Raw genomic sequence first — 25058 nt, 5'->3', positions numbered from 1 at the left:
CTCTTCATCGGCCGATACCATGATCCTACGACGCGCATCTCATTCCTCTGGAGCTATGCGGATCTGTGCGTTCTGAATTTGGCACCGCCAGGCTACGACTTTCGCGAAGTTGCAACCTGGCTCGCCGCGCGGACGAATTTCCCGTTTGTCGATCGAACAAGCCATACCACCGCGCCCGATTGGTACAGGATGCTCACGATCGGCCTGACGGAGAAGCGCCTGATTGCGATGCTGATCGGCCAGGCACTACGCAGTCGGGTTGCCGAAAAGGCATCCGCTGATCAGATCGTCTCCTTGGCCGCGGCTTGCGGAACCGCTTCGGAGGACGCTGCTTCCTGGTTTCCGCATCTTGATCTTGTAGCTCCCGCGCCGCCAGCGCCGTTGGAGCTATGGAACGCGTCCGACCCGCTGTCAGCAGACGCATTGGGAATGTGGCTGAGCCGGGAGCATCCATTTGGGAAACGGAGCGATGATGACCTCGCCACCGCCCTGCTGGACACGATGGCATCTTCCGAATCCGCTCACCTTCTGGCGCCGCTACTGTTCCATCTCGATGTCCGACGGCTCAACCTGCCAACGGCCGATCGAGTGAGGAACTTCCTCAACAATGCGAGCATCACGGGAGCTTTCGAGCCCAATGGTGGCGCGATGCAGCGGCTCCTCTCTATCGAGGCCAGGTTGCGCGCGGAAATCGCAGATGAAGCCGGGATGCAGTCCTTCCTGGTCCGGGAGGCAAAACGCGCTGCTGAGCGCTGGCGCGATATCACCGTGACTCCTCGCGGCGGGGATTCCTCGTCAGCCGCCCTTGAGATGATAATGGAAGCAGCTGCGGAGTTTTCGTTCGCCCTTCGCATGCCAATGGCCGAGCAGTTCCGCGCGTTTGCAGAGTGCGGTCGTGTGGTGGCTGATGCTTGGCCTCGGGCTGCGCAAGCTGTTCTGGCCTTGCTGGATTCAGCCGTCGGCGTTGGCGACACTGAATCCTCCGGGGCCCTATGGCCTGTTCTGCTGGATCTTAGAACCCGCCCCTGACTATCTAACTCGCTCGACTATGGTGTGTAGGCGTGACAAGCGGACGTCTGAGCAGCTATCGATGCGGCGGAGTCAATCGCGTGGCGCGCCCGATCCCACCCTGACGAAATCTGGCATTGTGCACGCCTCCTCTCAGTCAGGATGTTCACGCGCAAGGCGGTCGTATTGGTCCTCGTCAGCGGCGTCGGCCAGCTTGGCGGTCTTGAGCTCATCAAGTGACACCGCCCGGCCGCCATGGCAGCGCCGGAATGCGTAGGCAGCCCGCTCGTCGGCGAACCTGATCCGAAGCCGCCCACTATCGACAAGGACGGAACCAATTTCCGCATCTACCTGCCAGTCCGCGAGCCAAGCCTCGATTTCGCGCACGCGAGTGTAGAATCGATCTCGGTCGACTTCGAGGAGCACCTGATACGGCCGAATTTCGGTCATCTACCGTTCCTGCGAGGACAAATCATCGACCGATCCCAGGCGCTTCCAGCTGCTAAATAATCCACGCAAGCACCAGCAGAGCGCAATGCCAATCGATCAGCTATCCATCACTGAGCATTCGGCGTCGCTCAACGCTCGCGTGAGATGAAATAGATCCGGATTCTCTCAATGGATAGCGAGATTCCCCGTGCCTAATCGTCACTTGTGCTATGATGAGACGCTAGACTATTGCGCGAAACGAGACAGCTGTGTCAGGCTTTAGGGCTCTTCTACGTTGGCGTCCAGCACCCAAGCGGGTCACTGTGCTCCTTTTCGCGGATTGCGCGCTGGCCGCTCGCAATCTCCGGCGATCAGGTAAAAAAATCGCCAGTGTTAACCGCGCCGGTCGCGACGTTAACTGATCGCTAGCCAATCAATGCTTGGCTTGCGCAGAAGCATGAACTTTGAACGCAGGGGCAGTGGATGCGGTTTTTCTCAGAGGCCGGCTCGCAAGCGACCGCGGAAGCTGCATCCATTCGACGCTGGCAGGCGGTCATCGAATTCGACCTCGACGGGCGAATACTGGACGCCAACGAGATCTTTCTGAAGACGGTCGGCTATGCGCGCAGCGAGGTCGCAGGCAAGCACCACTCGATGTTCGTGCCGCCGGAAGAGCGAGACAGCGAGGCCTATCGCACCTTCTGGCAGGATCTGAAACGGGGGCAGGCGCTGCAGGCGCAGTTCGCCCGCGTCGCCAAGGATGGCCGTCGCATCTGGCTGCAAGCGACCTATACGCCGATCTGCGGACGCGGCGGTGGCCAGCCCTTCAAGGTCATCAAATACGCGACCGACATAACCGACATAAAGGAAGCGATGTCGAATGCCCACGGCCAGATCGCGGCCATCGGCAAGTCGCAGGCCGTGATCGAGTTCGACCTTTCGGGCAATATCCTGGGCGCAAACGACAATTTCTTGCGGGCGCTGGGCTATACCCTCGACGAGATCATGGGCAAGCACCACTCGATGTTCGTCGAGCCCAGCGAGCGCAACGGTGACGCCTATGCCGGCTTCTGGCAGAAGCTCGGCCGCGGCGAATATGACGACGGCCAATATCTGCGGATCGGGAAGGGCGGACGCAAGGTCTGGATCCAGGCATCCTACAATCCGATCGTCGATGCCCTCGGCCAAGTCTCCAAAGTGGTGAAGTTCGCGACCGACATCACCGCCAACAAGCAGGCGGAGATCGCCCTTCGCCAGGCTGTGGAGGAAACGCGCACCGTTATTGCGGCGACACAGGCCAAGAATCTGACGCAACGTATCCCGCTCGACGGCAAGACCGGTGAGATCGGAGAGCTGTGCCGAGGCGTCAACGAATTGGTCGACTCCTTCGGGACGATCATCCGCGCGGTCAGCGAGATTTCGGCGCGGGTGGCCGTCGGGTCGCAGCGGATCGGCTCCGACAGCAAGGATCTTGCCCAGCGCACCGAGGAGCAGGCCTCCTCGCTTGAAGAAACGGCGGCAACGACTGAGGAACTCGCGGCATCGGTCAAGCAAAGCTATGAGCGCGCACGAGAAGCTGCGGACCTAGGCGCGCTTGCAGACACTGCCGCCAATCGCGGTGGCAAGATCGTCACCGATGCCGTGATGGCGATGGAGCGGATTGAGAAGGCCTCGAACGATATCGGCGAGATCATCCGCGTGATCGACGACATCGCCTTCCAGACCAATCTTCTTGCGCTCAATGCCGCGGTAGAGGCCGCGCGAGCCGGCGATGCCGGCAAGGGCTTCGCAGTGGTCGCCAGCGAAGTCCGGACGCTGGCGCAGCGATCGGCCGAGGCTGCGAATGACATCAAAAAGCTGATCTCGAACTCAACGCAGGAGGTTGGAGAGGGGGTCAGGCTGGTGAACGAGGCTGGGTCATCGCTCGCTGAGATCGTGCGCTCCTCGACCAGTGTCGCCTCTGCCTTGACCGACATCACCAGCGCCTCGCGCGAACAGGCCAACGGCATTGAAGAGGTCGCGAAGGTCGTCGCGCATATGGACGAGATGACCCAGCGCAATTCGTCGATGGCAGAGCAGAGCGCCGGCGTCGCGGCCGAACTCCAGCGGGCAACCGAAGCCCTGCAGAAGATGGTCCAGGATTTCCGCATTGGCCATGCTGGAGACGGCAGGCTGGAGAGCGATCCGGCTGGCGGTCTGGTCACGCAGCTTCGCCAATCAGCATCTCTTATGGCCAGCGCCTTGCCGAAAGCCGCAACGACATTGCCGATCCAAAATCGTCGCGCGGCAAGCGGCTCCGTTGGCGGCTGGGACGAGTTTTGAACACTGTCCTCTAAAGCGCCGAGAGGCCAAGCGTGATCGCGGGTCGGGAATGCTGCCGGCGGCTCCGCTGCGAGAACACCAGCGTACCGTTTGCGCGATGGCTCTGGGTAAGAGCATGAACTCGCTTGGACTGCCCGAGAGCGGACTTTCCCTCGTAGCGCACGCTTCATTCCTTTAGCGAGTACAGAACGGCGCCTTCATTCCTTCCCGTGCAAGCCGGTTCAACAAATTCAGCAGCTTAGGCAATCTCTCGGCGAACAAATGATGTACCACAACATGAGGAGATTGTGGCCGCCGGCAGCGGCGATCTCGAGCACGCGCTTGGCGCTCTCCTGGCCCTTGATGTCGCGCAGGTCGGGCAGCAGCCCGCTCTGGCGGGCGACAGCCGGCTCAGGCCGCGCCATCACCTGCGTGCCCTTGAAATGGTTGGCGAGCTGGATCAGCGAACGAGGCGCGAGGATATCGAGATCACCAGCCGCCCAGGCCGCTTCCGACCCGCTGGCGGCGGGGCAGATCAGCCCCTGCCCTCGGCCATAGGCCGCGATCGCGGCCGGCAATACACCGGCAACCGGCGCGATCGAGCCATCGAGAGCAAGCTCGCCGAGCACGGTGTAGCCGGCGAGCGCGTCGGCCGGGATCGCGCCGATCGCCGCCATGACGCCGAGCGCAATCGGCAGATCGTAATGGCTGCCTTCCTTCGGCAGGTCGGCCGGAGCGAGATTGACGGTGATGCGCTTGGCCGGCAAGGCCAGCCCCGAGGCGATCAGCGCGGCACGGACCCGCTCCTTGCTCTCGCCGACGGCCTTGTCGGGCAGGCCGACCAAGATGAAGGCGACGCCGCCGGGCGTGACCTGGACCTGGACATCGACGGCGCGCGCCTCGATGCCTTCGAACGCCACAGTCGCGACTCGCGTCACCATCCAAGCCCACCCCAGTCCCGCGCAATGACGCTAGCGGAAGCGCGCCATGGTTGCAAGAACATATCGGGAACTTGCAACACCCCTCGCAAGACTGCGTTGCGGGCGATCGCCTGCCGCAACAGGACCGGCGCCGCGGTGACACGGCCCATCAAGATGATCACCGTCGCGTGACGATGCCGATCACGGATTTGGGCGCCGCACCGAGCCAGAGCAGGAGGAAGCCGAGCAGCAATCCGGCCGCTGCGGTCGGCACCTGCAGCACATGGACCAGCACCGGGTCCCAGAGCATGGGGTGGAGATTGCGTTCGACCGCAGGCTGCAGCTGACGGAAGCGCTCGCCGAGAAACGTCAGCGCGGTCTCGCCGAGCGGCGTAAAGCGCAGGGCCGAATTGGCGATCGAGCGCGCGCCATCAGTGAGCAGCGCGACGAAGCCGCCGGCAACGAGAAGGTACCCCAGCATCCTGACGAGAACCCGCAAGCCTTCCCCCATTCCCGCCACAGCCGGCCGCGAGAGCCTCGATGGGCTGCACCGGTGCATCTGCATGTGTCCCCTCGCCCGCGATCATGCAACGGCAAAGGACAATTGCACGCAACCCTGTGCAGCCGATGGCTTTAGGCCTTGAAAGTCGCGCGCATGGACGCCATAAGCAGCGCGCCGGACAGGTGGCCGAGTGGTTGAAGGCGCACGCCTGGAAAGTGTGTATACGGGAAACCGTATCGCGGGTTCGAATCCCGCCCTGTCCGCCAGCAAGTCTCCCAGCTTCAGCCCTCGGCGCAGAACCGCTCGAAATGGCCGGGATTTCCGCGGCTTGAAGGCGCCGGGACGTTCTCTGTTCCGTGGCAGCCGAGAACTTTTGCGCCTTTCAAAGGGCCGTTTCTCTGCTCGGCCCGCGCGACTGCGGTTCCGCACGACAACCGCAGTGACTAATTTTCTGTCGAGAGTTGGCCCATTCCCGACGCTCACAACGTCCGGTTTGGGAGAGAATGATGAACCGGTGATATCCGCACTTTGCTGCCGCCTTGAAGGACCGTTTTCCGGCAATCCACGCCGCCTTACGTCTTGAGCTGGCACATGTTGACCGCTGCCGAGCTATCCTCCTGCGTTCCGTTCACATGTTGGGCTGCTCCGACTGTTATCGCGCGGCCTCTTGCTCATACATAGCGATGGCGTCGTCCCGGGTTTCGCAAACCGTGAGGATCTGCAGGAAGCCGCTGATCGCGAACACCTCCTTCACCGAGGGGGCGAGGCCCGCGAGGATGACCCGGCCGCCGATCTCGCGCATGCGCTTGGCGACGACGAGGAAGACACGCAGGCCGGCGCTGGAGACATAGGTCAGCCCCGAACAGTCGAGCACGAGGCGCACGGCGCCCTCGCGGATCTCGGCCACGATCGCGGCTTCCATCTCGGCCGCATTGATGCTGTCGAGCCGGCCCGTGAGCGACAAGACGCGCATCTCGCCAATGGTCTGCGACTCCATCATGAGCCGTTCCTCTCCTGTGGCGGCGGGTCAGGCCGGAACTGCTCGTTCAGGGGTGGGCACCGGCGGCCGTCACCGGCTGCGGCGGCAAGAGAAGCGTCAACGTGATGACATTGCGGTCGTCGTCGCGCTGATAGTCGACCTCGTCGATCAGCGTGCGGACGAAATGGATGCCGAGGCCGCCGATCTTGCGGTCCTCCAGCGCGGCGGCCGTGTCCGGCTCCAGGGCCGAAAGCGGGTCGAAGGCCGCAGCACTGTCGATCAGCTTCACGACGACACGGTCGTCATGGCGGCGCATCTCGATGTCGATGACGCCGTCCTTCTGTTCGGCGTAGCCATAGGCGATCGTGTTGGTGATCAGTTCATCGAGTGCGAGATTGAGCTTGAAGATCATCGGCTGGGGCAGCTGAAGCGAATCGGCCAGATACTCGATCGCATCGGCGAGGCGCCGGATTTCATGCGTGTCGCTCCGAAGGACGACATGGATACCGCGCGCCAGCATTCAACGCCCTTCGGGTCGGCGATTGTCATTCGCCTGTGACGCTAGGGCCCGATTGCGAAACTACGTTGACATAGCGGCAGGGCAATCGCGCCTTCCTCTTTCTGTCATCGATGCCGCTCTACTGTGCCCCGCATGGATGCCCACAGCCTCGCCTCCCCCGACCTTTTCGCCCGGCGCCTGCGCGATCTCTGCGGCGAGCTCGCCCGCGGCGACTACGACAATATCGACAGCCTGTTCGCCATGACGGCCGACGCCGAGGTACCTGAGACGATCCGCGAGCTCGCCGAGGCTTTCGGCAGCATGGCGGTGCAAATCGAGGCGCGCGAGTTCCGACTGGGCGAGATGCTGGCGGAGCTCAAGGAGGCCAATCGCCGGCTCGAAGACGCCAACCGCAACATCGCCAGCGAGAACGCCAACCTGAAGACGCAGGTGCAGCGCCTCGTCATCGAGATCGACCAGACGCGCAAGGAGCGCGAGGTCGCAGGGATCGTCGAGACCGACTACTTCAGGGCGCTGCAGGAACGCGCCCAGGCGATGCGGCAGCGTCATGCCGCTGCAGGCTCGGATAAGAGCGAGCGGATATGACCATCATCGTCTCGACGCACTCCTACCGGGGCGGCACCGGCAAATCCAACACCACCGCGAACATCGCCGCCAGACTCGCCTTGCGCGGGCGGCGCGTCGCCATCGTCGACACCGACATCCAGTCGCCCGGCATCCACGTGCTGTTCGGACTCGAGCCGGACCGGCTGCGCTATACGCTCAACGATTATCTCTGGGGGCGCTGCCGGATCGAAGAAGCCGCCCATGACGTCACCGGCCGGATCGCCGAGACGACCGGGGAGGCACCGGGCGGAGCCGTCATGCTGGTGCCGTCGAGCATTCGGCCCGGTGAGATCGCCCGCGTCGTCAAGGAAGGTTACGACGTCAACCTGCTGAACGACGGCTTTCAGGAACTCTCCCGGGCGCTGGCGCTCGACTATCTGCTGATCGACACCCATCCGGGCGTCAACGAGGAGACGCTGCTCTCGATCGCGATCTCGGACACGCTCCTGCTCGTGCTGCGGCCCGACCATCAGGATTATCAGGGCACCGCGGTCACGCTCGACCTCGCCCGCCGGCTCGGCGTGCCGCAGCTGCTTTTGATCGTCAACAAGGTGCTGCCCTCGCTCGATTTCCGCGAGCTCTCCGACAGGATCGCCAGCACCTATCGCGTGCCGGTCGCGGCGGTGCTGCCGCTCAGCGAGGACATGGTCAGGCTCGGCAGCGGCGGGCTCTTTTCGCTGCTCGCGCCGAATTCGGCCTATGCCGAGGGCATCGCCGCGATCACGGCGCTGGTCGACAGCGGCGAGCGCTAGAACTGCTCAGCCGAACAGCGCCCGTGCGAACGCCGAGGCGTCGGCCGGGCGCTGTTCGCGTTCGAAGGCGAGCGCTGTCGTCACAGCCAGCCAGACCTTGTCCTCGACATCGACGGGTCTCGCCGGCGAGAGACCACGCTCCCGCGCTTCGATCGCGGCCTTGCCGTCGAAGGGGTGGCAGCCGGCGAGCAGCTCATAGGTGATGCAGCCCAGCGCATAGACGTCGTCATCCGCCCGGCGTTCGGCCGCCTCGATCATCTGCGGGCTGGCATAGGCCGGGGTCAGCCCGCCGAGCGAGCTCGGATCGAAGCCGCCGTCTCGGGCGGCGCTGGCGATGCCGAAATCGAGCAGCTTCACGCCGCTCGCAGAAAGAAAGACATTGGCCGGCTTGATGTCGGCATGAACCACGCCGCGCATATGCGCGTGGGCAAGGCCGGCGCAGAGCCCCTCCAGGATCTCCCTCCCCTCCTCCCAGCCGACCGCGGTTGCCCCGGCGCGGGCGATGCGCTGATCGAGCGGCTCGCCCTCGAGCAGCTCCATGACGATGAAGAGATGGCCGCCATCGCGCTCGAAATCATGGATCGTCACGATATTCGGGTGGGCGAGTTCCTGCGCCCGGCGCGCCTCCGCCTCGATCGTGCGTAGCGCTTGCGGATGATGACGGAAGTCGCCGCCGAGCAGCTTCAGCGCGACATAGGGCTGGTGGCGCATCGCTTCGAGCCGGCGCCGGTCGACGGCTCGATAAACCGTGCCCATGCCACCCCGGCCGATCTCGGCATCGAGGATGAAGCGGTCCTTCAGCATGGTGCCGATGCCGATCTGACGCGTCTCGCGTCTGGGATCGAGTTCGAAGCGGCGCGCGCGGCCGACCTCGGCATTGCTGGCGTCGCGCCGGAAGCGCAGGCTGCGGAAATCGGCGAGGCTGGCATCGAGCGCGGTGTCCGCGCGGGTTTCACCCGGGCGGTTACGGCCACGCAGGCCGACGAAATCGCCGATCAGGGCGTTGACGACGACCTCGTCGACCTTGTCGCGGATCGTGCCGGCGGGCGGCAGGGCAACGGCCGGATCGGGCGCGGCCGGGCGCGGCGGAGCAAGGGGGACGGTCGGAGGATCGAGGCCGGCGTCGCCAGGTACGGCAGCCGCCGAGCTACCACCGAGCTCGCCGGCGAGAAGGGCTGCGAGATCGGCAGGCAGGCGCCCCTCATTCGCCCAGCTTTCCAGCCGCGCCAGGACCGACAGCGCCGTGCCATCGCCGAAGGCCAGGCTCTTCAGCGCCGCCACGAGCCGCTCGAACGGCATCCTGCCAGAGACGAAGGCGTTGAGGGCGCGATCCGCCTCGTCCGCCCTATCCATCGATGCTTCCTCTTCGCCCTGCCTTGCTCATGGCGTCCTGATGGCGTAGCGCTGCAGCTTCTCGACCAGGCTGCGGCGCGATATCTGCAGCAGGCGCGCGGCTCGGCTCTGGTTCCAGCCGGCTTCGCGCAGGCGATTCTCGATCACGATCGCCTCGTATTGGCGCACGGCCGAGCGCAGGCTGCCGCTTCCTTCGGCCGCCGGCGTCTGCACGATGATATCAGGCGCCGCCCTGGCGAGCTGGGCCGGCAGATGCTTCAGGTCGATGCGCTCGTCGCCGTCGATCAGGAGAGCGGCGCGCTCGGCCATGTTCTTGAGTTCGCGGACATTGCCGGGATAGCGCCAGCGGCAAAGCGCATCGAGCGCGCGCGGCGTCAGGGCGAAGCCCTCGCGACCATGGACCTGCGCGATGCGCCTGAGGAAGAAATCGATCAGTAGCGGGATGTCGGAGGGCCGCTCGCGCAGCGGCGGGATCGTCACCGGGAAGACGCTGAGCCGGTAGTACAGGTCCTCGCGGAAGGTGCCCTGCGCGATCTTCTGCGGCAGGTCGAGATTGGTCGCGGCGATGATGCGGACATCGACCTTTTCGAGCCTTGTGTCGCCGAGGCGACGCACCGACCCCTCCTCGAGCAGGCGCAGGATCTTCGCCTGCAGCGGCAGCGGCATGTCGCCGATCTCGTCGAGGAAGAGCGTGCCGCCATTGGCCTCGTGGACCAACCCCTTCTTGTCGGCGAGCGCGCCCGAGAAAGCGCCCTTGCGATGGCCGAAGAGCTCGCTCTCCAGCAGCGTCTCGGGCAATGCCGCACAGTTTTGCGCGACGAAGGGCCGGTCCCGGCGCTTGCCCTGCCGATGGACGGCGTTGGCGAAGACGTCCTTGCCGGTGCCGGTCTCGCCGAGCATCAGCACCGCCACCGACGAGGAGGCGGCGCGGCGCGCCAGGTCGAGCGCCGCCCGGAAGGCCGGGCTCTCACCGACGACCTGCTCTTCCTGCGGCGCGGCCATCACCTTCAGCCGCGAATTCTCGCGGGCGAGATCGGCATTGCGGCGGTCGAGCTGGCGGATCAGCTCGCGATTTTCCTCGAACAACCGGGCATTGGCCATCGCGACCGCGGCATGGGCAGCGAAGGAACCGACAACGCGCTCGAAAGCCTTGGGCAGCGCCCCGATCTCGCCGCCGGGGGTCAATTGAACATTGATCAATTGGAGCACGCCGAGGGTCACGCCTTCGACGTTCCAGAGCGGCGCCACCACGAAGGAGCGCGTGCGATAGCCGGTGCGCTCGTCCTGCTCGCGCAGCCGCACGAAATCGAAGCCGCTATAGTCGTAGACATCGGCGAGATTGACGATCTTGCCGGTGACCGCGGCGAAGACATTGGCGTCGCGCAGGTTGAAGGCATTGCCCTCGGCATAGACCGGGATCTCGCCGGGGAGCGCCGCGGCGTCGGGCGCGACGTCGTTCTGGCCGACGAGGCCGTGCAGGTGCCGCCCGGTCCGGTCGAGCACGAGCACGCGCCCGCCCTCGGCGCGGGTGAGGCGGCGCGCCGAGTTGACCACGGCCCCGAGCAGGGCCTCGAGGCGACGCTCGGTGGCGAGCGTCGTGGTCAGCTCGATCAGCTCCTCGGCGACCGAGAGGGGGTCGTGCATGGGGCGAGCTCGCGCAGCACCGTCACTCGGCCGCCTGCGCCACCGGCTCGGACGAGCCCGGCACGGTGAAGCGGTAGGTGAAGCCGCCCTCTGGCCCGATGTCGACCGAGAGGCTCTCGGGCGCATGCTCCTCGCCCATCCGGCCGATGATCTCGGTCGCGATCTCCGGCAGCAGCGTGCGGTTGACGATATGGTCGATATTGCGCGCGCCGGTGTCGACATCGGTGCAGCGGGCGGTGATCGCCTCGACGACGGCGTCCGAATAGTCGAACGCCATCTTCTGGCTCTCGCGCAGGCGCTTGCCGACCTTGTTGAGCTTGAGCCGGACGATCTCGCTCAGCACATCCGGCATCAGCGGATAGAACGGCACGATCTGCATGCGCGCCAGCAGCGCCGGCTTGAAATGACGCGACAGGCTCGGGCGGATCGCCTCGGTGAGCTCGGCGGTCGAGGGCTTTTCCTCCTGTGTGCCCATCGCCGTGATGATGTCGGTGGCGAGGTTGGAGGTCAGGATGATCACCGTGTTCTTGAAGTCGATCACCCGGCCTTCGCCATCGGCGAGCGTGCCCTTGTCGAAGACCTGGTAGAACAGGTTCAGCACCTCCGGATCGGCCTTCTCGCACTCGTCGAGCAGCACCACCGAATAGGGACGCTGGCGCACCGCCTCGGTGAGCAGCCCGCCCTCGCCATAGCCGACATAGCCGGCCGGAGCGCCGACGAGCTTGGAGACGGTGTGCTTCTCCTGGAACTCCGACATGTTGATGGTGACGAGGAAGCGCTCGCCGCCGAAGAGCAGATCGGCGAGTTGCGTCGCAAGCTCGGTCTTGCCGACGCCGGAGGTGCCGACGAAGAGGAAGACGCCCATCGGCTGGCCGGGATTGTTGACGCCTGCCTTGGCGGCGCGCATGCCCTCGTCCAGTGCCGAGACGGCGTGGTCCTGGCCCTTGATGCGCTGGCGCAGATTGGCGGCCATGCCGAGGATCGCGGCGGCCTCGTCCTTGACCATGCTGCCGACCGGAATGCCGGTCCAGTCCGAGATCACCTGGCCCACGGCGTCGGCGGTGACCTCGTAGTGGATCATCGCGGTCTTGCCGCGGGTCTTGTCCAGCTCGGCGACGGCTTGCTGCAGCTCCTGCTCGGCCGCCTCGCGCGACGAACCGGCTTCATCAGCCTCGTCCTCGTCGCGATTATCGTCGTCGCCGTCATCGTTGTCGGCGGTCTTGGCTTCGAACGCAGCGATGCCGTCAGGTCCAAGGCCGAGCTCGCGGCGCAAGGCGACGATACGGTCGACCAGCGCCTTTTCGCGCTCCCATTGCGCGGTCGCCTCGACCTTCTGCGCCTCGATCCCGGCGATCTCGTCCTCGATTTCGGCGATGCGCGGATTGTCCCTTCCAAGGGTGGTCCGGTCGCGTTCCAGCGCGGCGAGTTCGCGGCGCAGCGTTGCTATCCGGCGCTCTTGGTCGTCGATGCCGGCCGGCTTGCTGGAAAGCGAGAGCTTCACCCGGGCGCAGGCGGTGTCGAGCACGTCGACCGCCTTGTCGGGCAATTGCCGGCCGGAGATGTAACGGGCCGAGAGATTGGCGGCGGCGGCGACGGCATCGTCGCGGACATAGACGCCATGGCTCTTCTCATAGGCCGCGCGCAGGCCGCGCACGATGGTGATCGCCTCCGACGGAGAAGGCTCGTCGAGCTTGACGAGCTGGAAGCGCCGCGCCAGCGCCGGATCCTTCTCGAAATACTTCTTGTACTCCGACCAGGTCGTGGCCGCGACGGTGCGCAGCTCGCCGCGGGCGAGCGCCGGCTTCAGCAGGTTGGCGGCGTCGCCGCCACCCGCCGACGCGCCGGCGCCGACCAGCATATGCGCCTCGTCGATGAACAGGACGATCGGCTTGGGCGAGGCCTTGACCTCGTCGATGATGCCCTTCAGCCGGTTCTCGAACTCGCCTTTGACGCCGGCGCCGGCCTGCAGCATGCCGAGATCGAGGCTGAGCAGCTCGACGCTCCTGAGGAAGTCGGGGACGTCGCCCTCGGCCATCTTGAGCGCGAGGCCCTCCACCACCGCGGTCTTGCCGACGCCGGGATCGCCGACGCAGATCGGGTTGTTCTTGCGGCGCCGGCCGAGGATGTCGATCATCTGCCGGATCTCGCGGTCACGGCCGAAGACGGGATCGATCTTGCCCTTGCGCGCCTGCTCGGTGAAATTGATGGTGAAGCGGGCGAGTGCACCATCGGGCGGCAGGGCGCCATTGCCGGCCTGGCCGGAGGCCGCGCCTTGCGCCGCCGCCGGAACCGTAGGCTCCTCGGCCGAGGGCGCGACGATGTCGCGGAACTTGCCCTTGAGCTCCGCGAGTGGGATCGCCCGCACCGCCTCGAACCAGTCGGCCATCGCGTAGCGGCTGGGGCTGGCGAGCAGGGCCGCGACGATCGACCCGGAGCGGATCTGCTGCTGGCCAAGCTCGATCGAGCTGATCAGCCAGGCATCGGTCAGCAATTCGATCAGGCCCGGCGAGAAAACGGGCCGGCCGGTATTGCCGGTCTTGAGGGTCTCGGTGGCGCGCTGCAGGCCGCGCTTCAGGCCGGAGGCGTCGAGCCCGAACTGCTTCAGGATAATGGCGAGATCGCGCTGCTCGTCCTCCGACATCACCAGCAGAAGATGCTCGACCGCGACCTCGTAATGGCCGCGGCCGACGCTGTGGCCGGCGGCGGTTTCCAGCGCGCGCTTGACGTAAGGGTTCAGCCGCCCGAGCAGCTGCTTGAGATCGACCTGGACCATGGTGGAACGCCCCCTGCCTGGCGCCTGGCGCCGGATGCCGCGCCGGGCTTGAGACCCGGTCTGCGCGATGGCGTACCTCACCGCGTCGAGGTGACTGGCCGATGACATCTACGTCACCGTGACGTTGCAATATCCCCGGCAAAGCCGCCGCGCAGAGGCTGCGCGGCGGTCGTATCAGCCTGATCAGGCGGACTGCCAGGAGTCTTCGCCCTCGGTCGAGGCCTTGGTGTGCTTCCAGGTGACCTTCTCATAGGTGAAGGACCAGTCTTCCATCGGGCGCAGGTGGTCGTTGGCCTGGGTGACAGTCAACGGCAGATAGGACTTGCCTTCGCAAAGCTTGGCGTTCTCCCACTTGTATTCAAAGAACTCCTCCGGCTCGCCGAGGCCGGCGGTGTCCGGGCGGTAGAATTTGCAGACGATCTCGGTCAGCGTCTCGCCCTTGGCCAGAGCCTGCCAGAGCAGCGGAGAGGAACGATCCATCAGCTTGGTGAAGGTAACCGGCTGGTGGACGCGGGCGCCGGAGGTGAAGCCCGACTTCGGATCGCGCGGGTTGATCACGCCGCTGGTGAAGGCGAGCACGGTGATCTCATTGCCGTGCTTGTCGTATTTGGCGCCGGCGCCGGCGCTCTTGATGGTGCTGGCCTCGCTGGAGATGTCCCCCTGCTTCTGGCCCTTGATGGTCATATAGGCGTCGAGTGCCATTGTTCTCTTCCCTGGAATTCGCTGCTCCGGCTCGAGCCGGCGCCTCAGCTCGGCAAGGGGCGTACCAAAGGGAAGAAAGCAGCTATCCATTTGACAGAGCTGAAATAAATCTGTTTGCGTCATTGCCGTGACTGCGCAGTTTCCTGCGCGCATTCGGCTAACTGCGCAGGCGCGCGCTCACCGCGATCTGCGCGCCGTGCCGAAGGGAAGCAGGCGCTGCCGGCCACGCCACAGCAATCCCGCACGGAATGCAGGATTGCCACGCCCTCGACATGAGTGATGGTGGTGAATTGAGCCGGGCGGCGGCTTCAGGCGCGCGTCCGCCCGACGGCTTCCAGCCGGCTGTCGCAGGCAAGGACGGCGCGTGTCACCAGATCGACGATGAGATCGGCGCTGACGCGATAGCCCATGTCGCCGGCGACCAGTTCGCCGCTGACATGGATGCCAGCGCAGGCACGACGTTCGCGCTCGGTTTGTGCAGCCGGGCTCGCCGACAGCCTGATCCGGACCGGCCGGCCGTCCGGCAGCATAGCCTCGCGCCAGCTCTCGCCGGGCACGGGAACGAGATGGAAGCCGAACGCCTCCCCTGGGAAGACCTGGGTGCGCACCGCCTCATGCACGAGCGCGGCGAGCGGATCGAGTTCGCGGGTCGGTGCTTGCCAGATCATCTCAGGAAACCGCCGAGCGCTCAGCTCGCCGAGCCGTCGTTCATCTCGAACAACGTGCCCGACGGCGAACGGAAGCGATTGAGCGTGCGGTTGCGCTTCGAGACAACGTTCGGGGTCAGCGGGTTCGGCACGGCGCCGACGATGATCGGCCGGTCGATGTCGCCGTTGACGCAGGAGAGGATCACCTCGGTGCCCTTCAGCAGCGGGAAATGCATGCCGGTGTCGGAGGGGCCGGCATAGGGCTCGGCCTTGCGTAGGAATTCGCTCGCCTTGCCCTCGGCGCTGTCGCCCTCGTCATAGCGCAGGCGCACCTTGTAGCGGCCTTGCGTATCGACCTCGGCGCGCGTGCCGTCAGCCTCGCCATCGACGAAGGCATTAAACAGCCCGGCCGCCAGCGGACGCGGGGTGCGCCGCTCGGGCCTGAACGGCACGGAGAGCGGGATCGCCTCGAAGCGGTTGCCATAGGGCGCGCCGGCGAAGGCCTCAGCCGTACCATAGCCGACTGGAGCCGGTGTCGAGACCTCGTGCTCGACCGAGATGACGAGATAGCGGTCGTCGAGCGAGGGGTGCCCGCTCAGGCTGAAGAACATGCCCGGGCGCAGCTGCGGCGCATTGCTGACGCCGCGGAAGACCTTGGCCCGGCAGGCGATCTCCTCGGCCCGGACCTTGGCGAGATGGTCACCTTCGTCGGGTTCGAGGAAGTGCTGGCCGTATTCGATGATGGTGCCGGTCTTGCCGCCTTCGACCTCGGCTCGCGCGCGCAGCAGCAGCGCCGGCTTCTCGGGATTGTATTCGCGCAGCACCACCGATTTCGTCACCGGCCGGGCGACGAAGCCGAACGAGGTCACCGCCGCCTGGGACGTGGTGATCGCATCATGGCCATGGCGGTAAGGCAGCGATTTCGCCTCGATGAAGGCGACGTTGCTGTCGCCGAACACCGCAGTCTCGCCATCATCGCCTTGCTTGAAAAAATAGAAGATGCCGCTGCCCTCACACCAGCGCGACAGGAAGGCGAGATCGGTTTCGTTGTACTGCACGATGAACTCGCGCTCGCGGTAGCTCGCGGCGAGATTGAGCTCGTGGTCGATGGTGATGTGGCCGTGATTGGCGGCCAGCGAGCCCTCGAGCTCCTTCTGGATGATGTCCTTGACCGAGACCTTGCTGGTCGAGCCATAGACCTGGTTCTGGCGGCTGAGCTCAAGCATCCTGAGGCGCGGCGCGATCACCACCGCATAGAGATGGCCCTGGTCGCCGAGCGCATCCTCGGCAGCTAATTCGACGACGACACCGTGCACCGTGAGCTCGCCGGCCTCGGTGTTCAGCGTCAGCCTGGCCCGCTCGCCCACCACGTCCTCAGCGCTGATCGCCTTGTCCGAGCGGAACGCAACCCGGTAGGCGTAAGGCTCCGAGATTGCTTCGCGGCCGGTGACCCGCTCGACATGCAGGCCGTCCTTGATGCCACCGCTGGCGAGAGTGAGCGCGATCATGGTGTCGTGACTGGAGGGCCGGTCGAGCATGGCACGTCGCGTCCGATAAGAGGAACGAGGTGACGCTAGGGCGGGGCGTTGACAGGTTTACGACGGTTGAGCCGTTCGAGCAGGCTTTGCGCATGGCCGAACAGGGCGCGGCGATGATCCGAAAGCCGCGGCCGCAGGATGCGCCCGGCGAAATCGAGGGCGCTGCCCGGCCGCGTCTGCACCTCCCAGTCGAAGCCGCGCCGCAGCGCCATCCAGCGGCCGCCGCGAAAGCCGGGCGGCGAGGCCGGGATCAGCCCCTCCGCCATCGCCGCCGCGGCCGAACGGCCGTCGAAGGGATGTCTTCCGGCGACCATCACATAGGTCAGCACGGCGAAGGAGAAGATGTCGTCGCGCGGGTCCGGCGCCTGCCCCGCAAGCGCGGCGGGCGAGGCATAGGCCGGCGTGACCGCGTGCAAACGCCTGAGAAAGAAGCCGGTCTCGTCCTCGGATGGCCGGTGGTCGGGCGGCAGCAGGGGCTGGGCCGTGCCGAAGTCGATCAGCTTCACATGGCCGTCCTGGGTGATGAAGACATTACCCGGCTTCAGATCGCCATGGACCATGTCGGCGGCGTGGACGGCGGCGAGCCCGGCCCCAAGCTCGGTGACGATGCGCAGCGCCAGCCGGCGCTCCAGCGCCTTGCCGTCACGCTCCTGCATCACCTGCGCCAGCGTCTTGCCCCGCAGCAATTCCATGACGAGGAAGTGCAGCGGCCCTTCGCGATCGAAATCGTGCACCTTGACGACATTGGGATGGCGCATCGCCAGCAGCCGCCGGCCCTCGCGATGCAGGAGGGTCGCGGCGTCGTCATGGTAGCCGTCGCCGATATCGGTGACCTTGAGCGCGACCTCGGGATCGAGCGCCCGCGCCCGCCGGCGGACATGATCGACGGCGCGGTAGACCGTGCTCATGCCGCCACGCCCGACCACCTCGATCAGCTCGAAGCGGCCGCGCAGCAGCGTGCCGAGCGGGGCCGGGAGCGCCCGTTCGCCCGATTGCGGCGGCGAAGCCGCGGGCAAGGTCGCGGCTTGCGCCTCGTGTACTTGGGCCGCGCGCCGGCGTCGTCTGCGCCTGACCTTCACAGCCGCCTCGCGATCACGGCGGTGATGTCGTCGCGGCCGCCATTGGCGACGGCGCGAGCGACGAGGCGCTCGGCAAGGCCTGGCAGCGGCTCGGCCAGCAATTCGCCGATCTCGGCATCGGCAAGCGCCTTGTTGAGACCGTCGCTGCACAAAAGGAGCGTGTCGCCGGGCTGCGTCGGCGTCACGCAGCGCGCGATCGGCAGATAGGCGGCCGAGCCGACCGCGCGCGTCAGGACATGGCCGGCACCGGGCCCGTGCCCCAGCACATGGTCCTCGGTCAGCTGGGCGAGAGCGTCGGCACGCCAGCGGTAGACGCGACTGTCGCCGGCCCAGAGACAGACGAGCATGCCCTCGCCGACCAGCGCCACCACCACGGTCGAGCCGACGATGTCGCCCTCGGCCGAACGGGCTGCATGCTCACGCAGCGCATCGTTGATCGCAGTGATGCCTTCCTCAGCAAGGGCGACGCGCATAGCCAGCGCCGCCTGCGGCTCCGAGACTGCGGCGAGCATCCGGGTGATCGATTGGCTGGCGAGCTCACCATCGGCATGGCCGCCCATGCCGTCGGCGACCGCAAACAGCCCCGCCTCCGGCAAGGCGGCATAGCTGTCCTGGTTGACGTCATGGCGCGGGCCCTGCCGCGTCGCGACCGAGACCTCCCAAACTTCCCCCGTGAGGCTCATGCGCCCTGCCGCGCGGCTGCGGCGCGCCAGCCATGGCGCGACCAGTCGCCCGAGAAAAAGCCGGCGCAGGCTGTGGGGTCAGGAAGCCCTGCACAACGCAGCGCCGTCGCTGGCCGTGCGTTCCAGCGGCTATGCCACCAATGGCTGGCGCCGTCTTGCGCCGGGCTGTCGGCTGCGCCGAGCGACAGGCGCTCCGCCTCGTTGTCGACGACCAGCCGGCTGCCACCCGGCCCGAGCCAGAGGCTGGCCGCGGCGCGCTGGACATCGAGCCGGCGGCGCAGGCCCACGAGCGCGTCGGGCAGGGATCGCTCGGTCGCGATCAGGTCGAGAACCACGACCTCGAACAGGTCGAGCAGGCCTTCGCTAGCGGCAAAACCGGCGCCATCCGCGGCCGGCAGCTCGAGCGCCAGCGTCAACGGATAGTGGCGCCGGACGCGGTCGACCGAGCTGGCGAACACCCCGATCCAGCCTCCCGGCCCGATCAGGCCAGGCGCGAGCCTAAAGCGCCAGGGCGGGCTGAGCAGATAGGCATCGTCCCAGCGCGTGCCGAGTGCCTCGCGGCTCGCCGTCAGCATCGCCAGCAGCCAGGCTTCCCATGGCGTGACGAAGCGGCCGGGCAAACCCTGCTGCACGAAATCGCCGGCCCAGGGGACCTTGCCGAACAGGCCGAAGGCCCGCGCCTCGCTCACAGCGAATCCGGGCAACGGAAGGCGCGCAGGGCGCCGAGATTGAACGGGTTGTTCACGCTCGCTGCCCGCAACTGGTAGACGACGCGGACATTTTCGTCGCCGCTCACGGTAATGCTGAACTGGTCGGCCCCGCCGCGCGCCGCGAGCGAAGATGAATCGACCATGCGCAGCAGCGCCCAGGCACCGGTGCGCTCGACGCGGGTATCCTTGCCGTTGAGGTCGGTGAGCGTGACCGCGACCGTGCTGGCATCGGTCTTGGTCGGCCATTCCAAGTCGTAGGCGCGCTGCGCCTCATGGCGGTAGATGATGTCCTTGCCGTCGAGCGCCAGCGTCGCGCGCAGCAGCTTCGGATCGAGGAAGCTCGGCCGCAGGCTGAACTTCAGCGAGGGAGCCGAGCCCGATCCGGCGAAGAAGGCGTTGCGGATCGCCCGCGCCCGATAGAACTGTGCCAAGGCCTCGCGCTTCAGCGGCAAGGCTGCCCCGTCGACTGTGATGGGGGCGTAGCCGTTTCGCTGCTCGGTCACAAAGGGCGCGAGGTGCTTCTGGAAGAACTCGTCGATGATACCGCCGGGTCGGAACATGTCGCTGAAATCGCGCAGCGAGACCTCGTCCTTGGCGCTAGCGAAGAGCGGATAGCGCTGGTCGAGCGCCGCCTGGCATTGCGGCAGCACGTCCCGGCGCCAGGCCTGGTTGACGTAGTCGAGGGAGTCGCCGACCACCGAGGAAGCGCTGAGGCTCGCCACCGCCCGCATGATGCCGCGCACCGGCTCAGGACGTAGCGCCGAATCCGCCCTGAGCTGGCCGAGCGCGTCCGCACCTGAACTGCCGCGCCGCGCGACAGCCTGATAGGCCGCCTGGCGCGGATCGGGCGCGTTCGAGACGTTGCTGAGCGCGCCATAGGCGCCGCTGAACAGTTCGCGGATGCGCCCCATCGGCGCCTGCACGCCGCCCTGCGGCGCGACCAATTCGACCAGCGGGCGGAACGGCGCCGCAATGGTCGCACCGGGCCAAGACCCCTCCCCGAGCGCAGCGGTGGCGGCCGCGTTCGCCGCGCTGCTCGCCGCTGCGGCGATGAGGCCGCCAGCTGCCGTGCCGGCCGGCCCGGGCAAGCCGGCAGTCCCCCCGGCCGGAGCTCCCGGCTGGGAATCGCCCGGCAAAGGCAGTTCGGTATTGGTGCGTACAATGCCGATCAGCCGCTCGAGCGGCGAATTCGCAGCAGCGAGCGCCTGCACCGCCGAGAGCGCCTGCTGCGTTTCGGCGAAAGGTACGAGCCTTGCCGCCGTGATCGCGCCCTGCCAATAGCGGATGTAATCCGCGACATAGCGGTCCATCACCTCGCGCGTGCCGGTCCGGACCACGCCGGAGCCCGCCGCTTCGCCGCCGGTGACCCAGTCGATACCGAGCTCCTCGCGGATCAGGATCGGCAGCCGCGGCAGCACGAAATCGTAGAAGGCTTCGCGCGTGAAGGCGGCGGGAATGACCGAGACCGCAGTGTTGCTGCCGCGGCCGAGCCCGAAATCGATCACGCCGGCGCCGATCGCCGTCGAGAGGTCGACCGAGCGCAGGCGCGGATTCTGCGAGGCCTCGCGCAGCAGCCGCGCATAGACCTGCTCGCTGCGCGGGGTCCGCATCAATCGCGCCCGTGTCGTATCGATGATGCGCCGGTCGGTCGGCAGCGGCTGCGGCAGCAGCGCGACAAGCTCGTCGAAATGCCGTGCGAGCTCGGCTGCCCGGCTCTGATCGATCGGGAAGGCGAGCTGTGCCTCCTCGCGCGCGGCACGCTGCACGACGCTGCGGTCGAAGCGCTCGGTGTCGCTCAGCATGAGATAGCTGCGCAGGAGTTCGCGCATGGCTTCGTTCTCGGCGCCGATCTGGGAGAGGCCGGTCAGCCGCTCCGACAGGCGCGTCGCGAAGGCCGGGTAGAGCCGGCCGACGATGAGGCGCTCGCGCAGTTCTGCCGCGGCTGGTGCGAGCGATGGCGTGGCGCTCAGCCCGAATCCGTCGAGCCAGCCGAGGATGCCGCCCTGCCCGCTCGCATCGCGCACCGCGTCGGCCGCCTGCAGCACCGGCAGCAGCGTCGCCGGCGTGGCGCGCGCCGGTACGGCGGCGAGCCGCGTCTCGACCGGGGCGAGCGCGTCATTGGTCGCGGCGATCCTGGCCTGGCTGCGGCTCGCCGCACCCCACCAGAGCACACTGAGCCCGATCACCAGCGCCGCCGCTACGCCATAACCGATATTCTGTGCCCGCACGAGGCTGCGTTCGAGCTTGCGGTCGACACCGACCAGCCCCTGTTCCTCGAAGATCACCTCGGTCAGCAGCCGGTTGACGAAGAAGGCCTTGCCCTGCCCCGAGAACGGCGCGCGCTGCCCGCTGGTCAGGCCGAAGCTGCGCCCGAACGCGGCGAGCACGCGGTCGATCGGCGTGCCCTCCTGCGTGCCGCTGGTGAAGTAGACGCCGCGCAAACGCGATTGCGTCTCGAATTTGCTCTGCTTGAAGATCTCGTGGACGAAGCTCGCCAGATCCCGGCGCAAACCGGCAAACTCCTTGGGGAAGAGATAGATGCGCCCGCGCCGGTTCAGGCCGCGCTCGGCATGGGCGCGCTCACGCATGACCTGGTCGAGACGGTCGGCAAGCTCGCGCAGGTTCTGATCGAGCAGCTCGGTCAGGCGCGTCGCCAGATTGGCGTCGGGCGGGAAGGTCATGCCCCAGACCTGCGCCCGCCCGGTCTCGTTCAGCCCGTCGAAAAACTCGGAGAAGCCGGGGATCAGGTCGCATTTGGTGATCAGCAGATAGGTCGGCAATTCGACGCCGAAGGTCTTGGTCAATTCCTGCAGGCGGGCGCGCAAGGCCGCGACATGGCGCTTACGCTCGACCTCGTTCTGCAGGAGGATATCGGACAGGCTGATTGCCAGGACGACGCCGTTGAGCGGCCGGCGGCCGCGATGGGTCTTGAGCAAATCGAGGAAGCCGCGCCAGGCGGCCCCGTCGACCGCAGCGTTCGATTCATGGGTGGTATAGCGGCCGGCGGTGTCGATCAGCACCGCCTGGTCGGTGAACCACCAGTCGCAATGGCGGGTGCCGCCGAGCCCGGCGACGGGATCGGTCCCGAGCGTGCGCGCCAGCGGAAAATCGAGCCCGGAATTCTTCAGGATCGTCGTCTTGCCGGAGCCGGGCGGGCCGATGATGACGTACCAGGGCAGTTCGAACAGATAGGCGTCGCCCTTGCGCCCGGCGAATATCGTCTCCTTGAGGGTCGTGAGCGCCCCTTCGAAGCGCTCGCGGATGATCTCGATCTCGTCGGTGCCGCCGGAATCGGCCATTGCCGCGAGCCCGCCGGTGTCGAGCAGCGACTTGATCATCCGGGCATTGGCGCGCCGCGCCAGATAGAGGCGCAATAGCGAGACGCCGATCAGGCCCAGGAGCAGCAGGACGATCGCGCTCGTGCGCGCCTCCACCGAAACCAGCGGCGCCCAGCCGAAGAGCGAGAGATAGGGCCCGCCGGCCCAGATCACCACGCAAAGCGCGACCACGCCGAAGACGGTGACCAGCCCGCGCAGCGACAGGAAGCCGAGCAGATAGGAACGGATCATGGCCGCACCGCCCCCGAGGCGATCGTGTTCTCGAGCGCCTGCATGCGCTCGACCACCGGCGCGACCTCGACCGCGAGGCGGTAGCGATGGAAGCTGTACATGGTCACCAGCAGGAATCCTGCGGCGGCGAAGACGATCCAGAGCGGGAAGAAGCTCCGCAGCGCCTTCTCGGCGCCGACGCCCTGCCAATGCGCCGAGAGCTCCGAGGTGGGCGGCGGCAGATTGCGGCCGACGAGTTGGCCGACCTCATCGCGCAAATCGGCGAGACGCTCGCGGCCATTGTCGAGCACGCGGTGCATGCCCTCGAAGCCGAGCAGCAGCACGAAGTCGATCAGCTTGAGCAAGGCGATGTTCTTGCGCGGATCGGCCTTCACCCGGTCGAGGATGGCGAAGACCTTCTCGCCGCCCCAGGTCTCATTGTGGAAGCGGTTGAGCAGCGAGCTGGTGCTCCAGTCGCTGGCGGCGCCCCAGGGCGTCGTCATCACCGTTTCGTCGATCACCGAACAGAGGATGTAGCGTGCAGCTTGAACGTCGCCGGCGGCTGCGCCGTTCCGGACCGCCGCCTCCTCGAATTTGTGGATCTGCTCGATCACCTCGCTGCGCAATTGCGCGACGTCGGCGAAGTCGACGGCATCGCGCAATTGCGCCACCAGCGCCAGCAGAGGGTTGGCAGCCGCGACCAGCGCGTCCGAGCCGTCGGCGATCTCGGCATTCGCCTGCAAGGAAGCTGGAGGGGCTTCGCGGGTCGCTGCGGAGGTGCCACGCCGCTGCTGCGGTCTCGCGGGTTCCGACCGTGGGATGAGCGAAGGCGCGGGCGCTGATGACGCGAAGCCGGTGGGTCGAGCTGCCGGCGGTGGAGCGAAGGTCGAAGCCGCGAGCGGCTGGCGCGGCGGCGCGAACGGCGTCGTCGGCGGGTCATGGATCGCCGCTCCGGCCGGCCGCGGCTGCGCCAGGCCGACCGGCCTGTGCCCGACGACGGTCGGCGGATCGAAGCTGTGATCGCTGCTCACGCGCGTTTCCCGCGAATGGCCCAGAATTCGAGATGCAGGTCGGGATAGTCACCGCTGACATGCAGGGCGAAGGCCGCCGAGCGCGTCAGGTTGCGCCAGAGCTCGACGCTCTGGTCGAGCTCGAAATAGACGCCGCCCTGCAGGAAGGGCAGCTCGCGCGGTGCCACCGGCAGCGCGGTCAGCGGAATGCCGGGCAGCTGCAGGTTGACGAGATCGCGGATCTGCTCGACCGAGCCGACCTTCATCGAGATCGGCAGCTGGCTGCGCAGCGTCTCGGTCGGCACGCTCGCCAGCGCGATCAGGACGAAGCGCGCATCCTGGAACAAAGTGCGGTCGCTGATCGTCGAGAGGCGGATGCCGTAACCGCGATCCTGCAGGGGCAGCGCGATCGCATTGCGCTCGATCACCACCGCCAGGAGCTGACGCAATTGGTCGAGCACAGCCGCGAAGGAGGCATCGAGATCGAGATGGTCGTAAGGAGGGAAATCGGCGCTGCGCCGGCGCGAGACCGAGAAGGTCGAGAGCTGGCCGGCGAGCGCCAATGCCGCGCGATAGACCTGCTCGGGATGCAGGCCCGGCGTCGTCGCGAAATGGTCGAAGACGGCTTCCTGGCCGTTGACGATCGAGAGTACGACGAGGTCGACGAGCCCGCCGCTCTCGGCCGCGGCGGGACCGGCGGCCGATTGCCCAGCCAGCGCCTCCGCTCGGCTGCGCAAGAGTGAGCGGATCTCGCTGACGAGGCGCACGAGGCGCTGCGACGCCTGGAAGTCGAGGCAGGGCGGGACGTAGTTCTCGTCGAGGAGCACGGCGCCGGTCGCATCGACCTCGCGGATCCGTGCAATCGGCAGCGTGACGAGATCGTCCTCGGCTTCCCCTTCGAGCAGAAGCCGCGCCGAGAGCCGCCCGACCCTGAGGCTGACCGCTGCCCGGTCCGGGGCGGTCACGTCGCGCACCGGCTGCTCGGCCGCCTCGTAGCGCCGGCTGCGGCCGCCATCGCCGATCTCTGCCCCGTCGAGCGGGCGCAGGGCGACGGCGAGCTTCACCAGCGTATTCTTGGTGTTCGGCGGGACTGCCCGTGCCTCGATCGCAATGCCGCCGGCGGTATCGATCACCGTCCCGTCCGGCATCACGGCGGCGACCGATTGGACGGCGATGCGCCCGAGCGGCAGCAATTCGGTCCCGAGCGTAAGCTTGCGCAGCCCCCAGGCGAAGGCGGCGAGCGCAGTGGTGCGCCCTTCGACCACATGCTCGATCCAGCGATCATATTGCTGGAAGTGCTGCGGGCGGATCAGCATGCCCTCGGACCAGAGCGGTTTGCTCACCAGCGTCATCG

General features: G+C 66.8%; 21 protein-coding genes, 1 tRNA gene and 1 pseudogene. 5 read left to right on the top strand and 18 right to left on the bottom strand.

Annotated features, from left to right (window positions below; translation table 11 throughout):
* The first annotated feature begins 189 nt into the window (after nt 1-189).
* Nucleotides 190-1029 (top strand): hypothetical protein, encoded by an 840-nt coding sequence (locus GV161_RS14825; protein ID WP_152016420.1) that lies wholly within the window; start codon nt 190-192, stop codon nt 1027-1029.
* Nucleotides 1030-1161: 132 nt separating this feature from the next.
* Here the strand turns inward: GV161_RS14825 and GV161_RS14820 are convergent, their stop codons facing one another.
* Both GV161_RS14820 and GV161_RS31185 read right to left on the bottom strand, forming a co-directional pair.
* Nucleotides 1162-1458 (bottom strand): hypothetical protein, encoded by a 297-nt coding sequence (locus GV161_RS14820; protein WP_152016419.1) that lies wholly within the window; start codon nt 1456-1458, stop codon nt 1162-1164.
* Between the two features lie 474 nt (nt 1459-1932).
* A complete protein-coding gene (locus GV161_RS31185) occupies nt 1933-2625 on the bottom strand; it encodes a hypothetical protein (protein ID WP_244624220.1) in 693 nt (230 codons plus the stop codon).
* A 9-nt stretch (nt 2626-2634) separates the two neighbouring features.
* Between GV161_RS31185 and GV161_RS31180 the strand changes: the two genes are divergently transcribed.
* The gene (locus GV161_RS31180; RefSeq protein ID WP_248310635.1) at nt 2635-3759 is read left to right on the top strand and encodes a methyl-accepting chemotaxis protein; all 1125 of its coding nucleotides are present in this window, start codon (nt 2635-2637) and stop codon (nt 3757-3759) included.
* A gap of 275 nt (nt 3760-4034) precedes the next feature.
* On the opposite strand, the pseudogene GV161_RS14810 reads toward GV161_RS31180, so the two are convergent.
* Both GV161_RS14810 and GV161_RS14805 read right to left on the bottom strand, forming a co-directional pair.
* Nucleotides 4035-4679 (bottom strand): annotated as a pseudogene (locus GV161_RS14810) (magnesium chelatase domain-containing protein); the annotation flags it as partial.
* 157 nt (nt 4680-4836) lie between these two features.
* Complete coding sequence (locus GV161_RS14805; protein WP_152016417.1) at nt 4837-5139, bottom strand: hypothetical protein; 303 nt, start codon at nt 5137-5139, stop codon at nt 4837-4839.
* A gap of 197 nt (nt 5140-5336) precedes the next feature.
* Here GV161_RS14805 and GV161_RS14800 point away from each other — a divergent pair.
* Nucleotides 5337-5426: transfer RNA gene (locus GV161_RS14800), tRNA-Ser, on the top strand.
* A 386-nt stretch (nt 5427-5812) separates the two neighbouring features.
* On the opposite strand, the gene GV161_RS14795 is transcribed toward GV161_RS14800, so the two are convergent.
* Together GV161_RS14795 and GV161_RS14790 are read right to left on the bottom strand one after the other, a co-directional pair.
* Nucleotides 5813-6160, bottom strand: coding sequence for an STAS domain-containing protein (locus GV161_RS14795; RefSeq protein WP_152016416.1), 348 nt, complete (start codon nt 6158-6160; stop codon nt 5813-5815).
* A 46-nt stretch (nt 6161-6206) separates the two neighbouring features.
* Nucleotides 6207-6659, bottom strand: coding sequence for an ATP-binding protein (locus GV161_RS14790; RefSeq protein WP_152016415.1), 453 nt, complete (start codon nt 6657-6659; stop codon nt 6207-6209).
* Nucleotides 6660-6791: 132 nt separating this feature from the next.
* On the opposite strand from GV161_RS14790, the gene GV161_RS14785 reads away from it, so the two are divergent.
* A complete protein-coding gene (locus tag GV161_RS14785) occupies nt 6792-7244 on the top strand; it encodes a hypothetical protein (RefSeq protein WP_152016414.1) in 453 nt (150 codons plus the stop codon).
* Nucleotides 7241-8017, top strand: coding sequence for a MinD/ParA family protein (locus GV161_RS14780; RefSeq protein ID WP_152016413.1), 777 nt, complete (start codon nt 7241-7243; stop codon nt 8015-8017). The genes GV161_RS14785 and GV161_RS14780 overlap by 4 nt, the downstream gene beginning before the upstream one ends.
* 6 nt (nt 8018-8023) lie before the next feature.
* On the opposite strand, the gene GV161_RS14775 is transcribed toward GV161_RS14780, so the two are convergent.
* From GV161_RS14775 to tssK, 12 genes are all read right to left on the bottom strand, one after another.
* Complete coding sequence (locus GV161_RS14775; RefSeq protein ID WP_152016412.1) at nt 8024-9370, bottom strand: serine/threonine-protein kinase; 1347 nt, start codon at nt 9368-9370, stop codon at nt 8024-8026.
* Nucleotides 9371-9397: 27 nt separating this feature from the next.
* Nucleotides 9398-11014: a sigma 54-interacting transcriptional regulator gene (locus tag GV161_RS14770; protein WP_159650323.1), complete on the bottom strand. Its 1617-nt coding sequence runs from the start codon at nt 11012-11014 to the stop codon at nt 9398-9400.
* A 22-nt stretch (nt 11015-11036) separates the two neighbouring features.
* Nucleotides 11037-13895: a type VI secretion system ATPase TssH gene (tssH, locus tag GV161_RS14765; RefSeq protein WP_244624218.1), complete on the bottom strand. Its 2859-nt coding sequence runs from the start codon at nt 13893-13895 to the stop codon at nt 11037-11039.
* Nucleotides 13896-13970: 75 nt separating this feature from the next.
* Nucleotides 13971-14489: an Hcp family type VI secretion system effector gene (locus GV161_RS14760; RefSeq protein WP_159650322.1), complete on the bottom strand. Its 519-nt coding sequence runs from the start codon at nt 14487-14489 to the stop codon at nt 13971-13973.
* 308 nt (nt 14490-14797) lie between these two features.
* Complete coding sequence (locus GV161_RS14755; RefSeq protein WP_152016409.1) at nt 14798-15157, bottom strand: hypothetical protein; 360 nt, start codon at nt 15155-15157, stop codon at nt 14798-14800.
* Between the two features lie 20 nt (nt 15158-15177).
* Nucleotides 15178-16674, bottom strand: coding sequence for a type VI secretion system tip protein TssI/VgrG (gene tssI / locus GV161_RS14750; RefSeq protein ID WP_152016408.1), 1497 nt, complete (start codon nt 16672-16674; stop codon nt 15178-15180).
* A 35-nt stretch (nt 16675-16709) separates the two neighbouring features.
* The gene (locus GV161_RS14745) at nt 16710-17690 is read right to left on the bottom strand and encodes a serine/threonine-protein kinase (protein WP_152016407.1); all 981 of its coding nucleotides are present in this window, start codon (nt 17688-17690) and stop codon (nt 16710-16712) included.
* A gap of 59 nt (nt 17691-17749) precedes the next feature.
* A complete protein-coding gene (locus GV161_RS14740; RefSeq protein WP_152016406.1) occupies nt 17750-18436 on the bottom strand; it encodes a protein phosphatase 2C domain-containing protein in 687 nt (228 codons plus the stop codon).
* Nucleotides 18433-19125, bottom strand: coding sequence for a type VI secretion system-associated protein TagF (gene tagF / locus GV161_RS14735; protein ID WP_159650321.1), 693 nt, complete (start codon nt 19123-19125; stop codon nt 18433-18435). Before tagF ends, GV161_RS14740 begins: the two co-directional genes overlap by 4 nt.
* The gene (gene tssM / locus GV161_RS14730; protein WP_152016404.1) at nt 19122-22715 is read right to left on the bottom strand and encodes a type VI secretion system membrane subunit TssM; all 3594 of its coding nucleotides are present in this window, start codon (nt 22713-22715) and stop codon (nt 19122-19124) included. Before tssM ends, tagF begins: the two co-directional genes overlap by 4 nt.
* On the bottom strand, nt 22712-23725 hold the full coding sequence (gene icmH, locus GV161_RS14725; protein WP_159650320.1) for a type IVB secretion system protein IcmH/DotU: 1014 nt from the start codon (nt 23723-23725) through the stop codon (nt 22712-22714). Before icmH ends, tssM begins: the two co-directional genes overlap by 4 nt.
* Nucleotides 23722-25056 (bottom strand): type VI secretion system baseplate subunit TssK, encoded by a 1335-nt coding sequence (gene tssK / locus GV161_RS14720; RefSeq protein ID WP_152016402.1) that lies wholly within the window; start codon nt 25054-25056, stop codon nt 23722-23724. The genes icmH and tssK overlap by 4 nt, the downstream gene beginning before the upstream one ends.
* Between the last annotated feature and the right edge of the window lie 2 nt (nt 25057-25058).

This window comes from Bosea sp. 29B (assembly GCF_902506165.1).
GTDB lineage: Bacteria > Pseudomonadota > Alphaproteobacteria > Rhizobiales > Beijerinckiaceae > Allobosea.
This window is presented reverse-complemented; position numbering and strand designations above follow the sequence as displayed.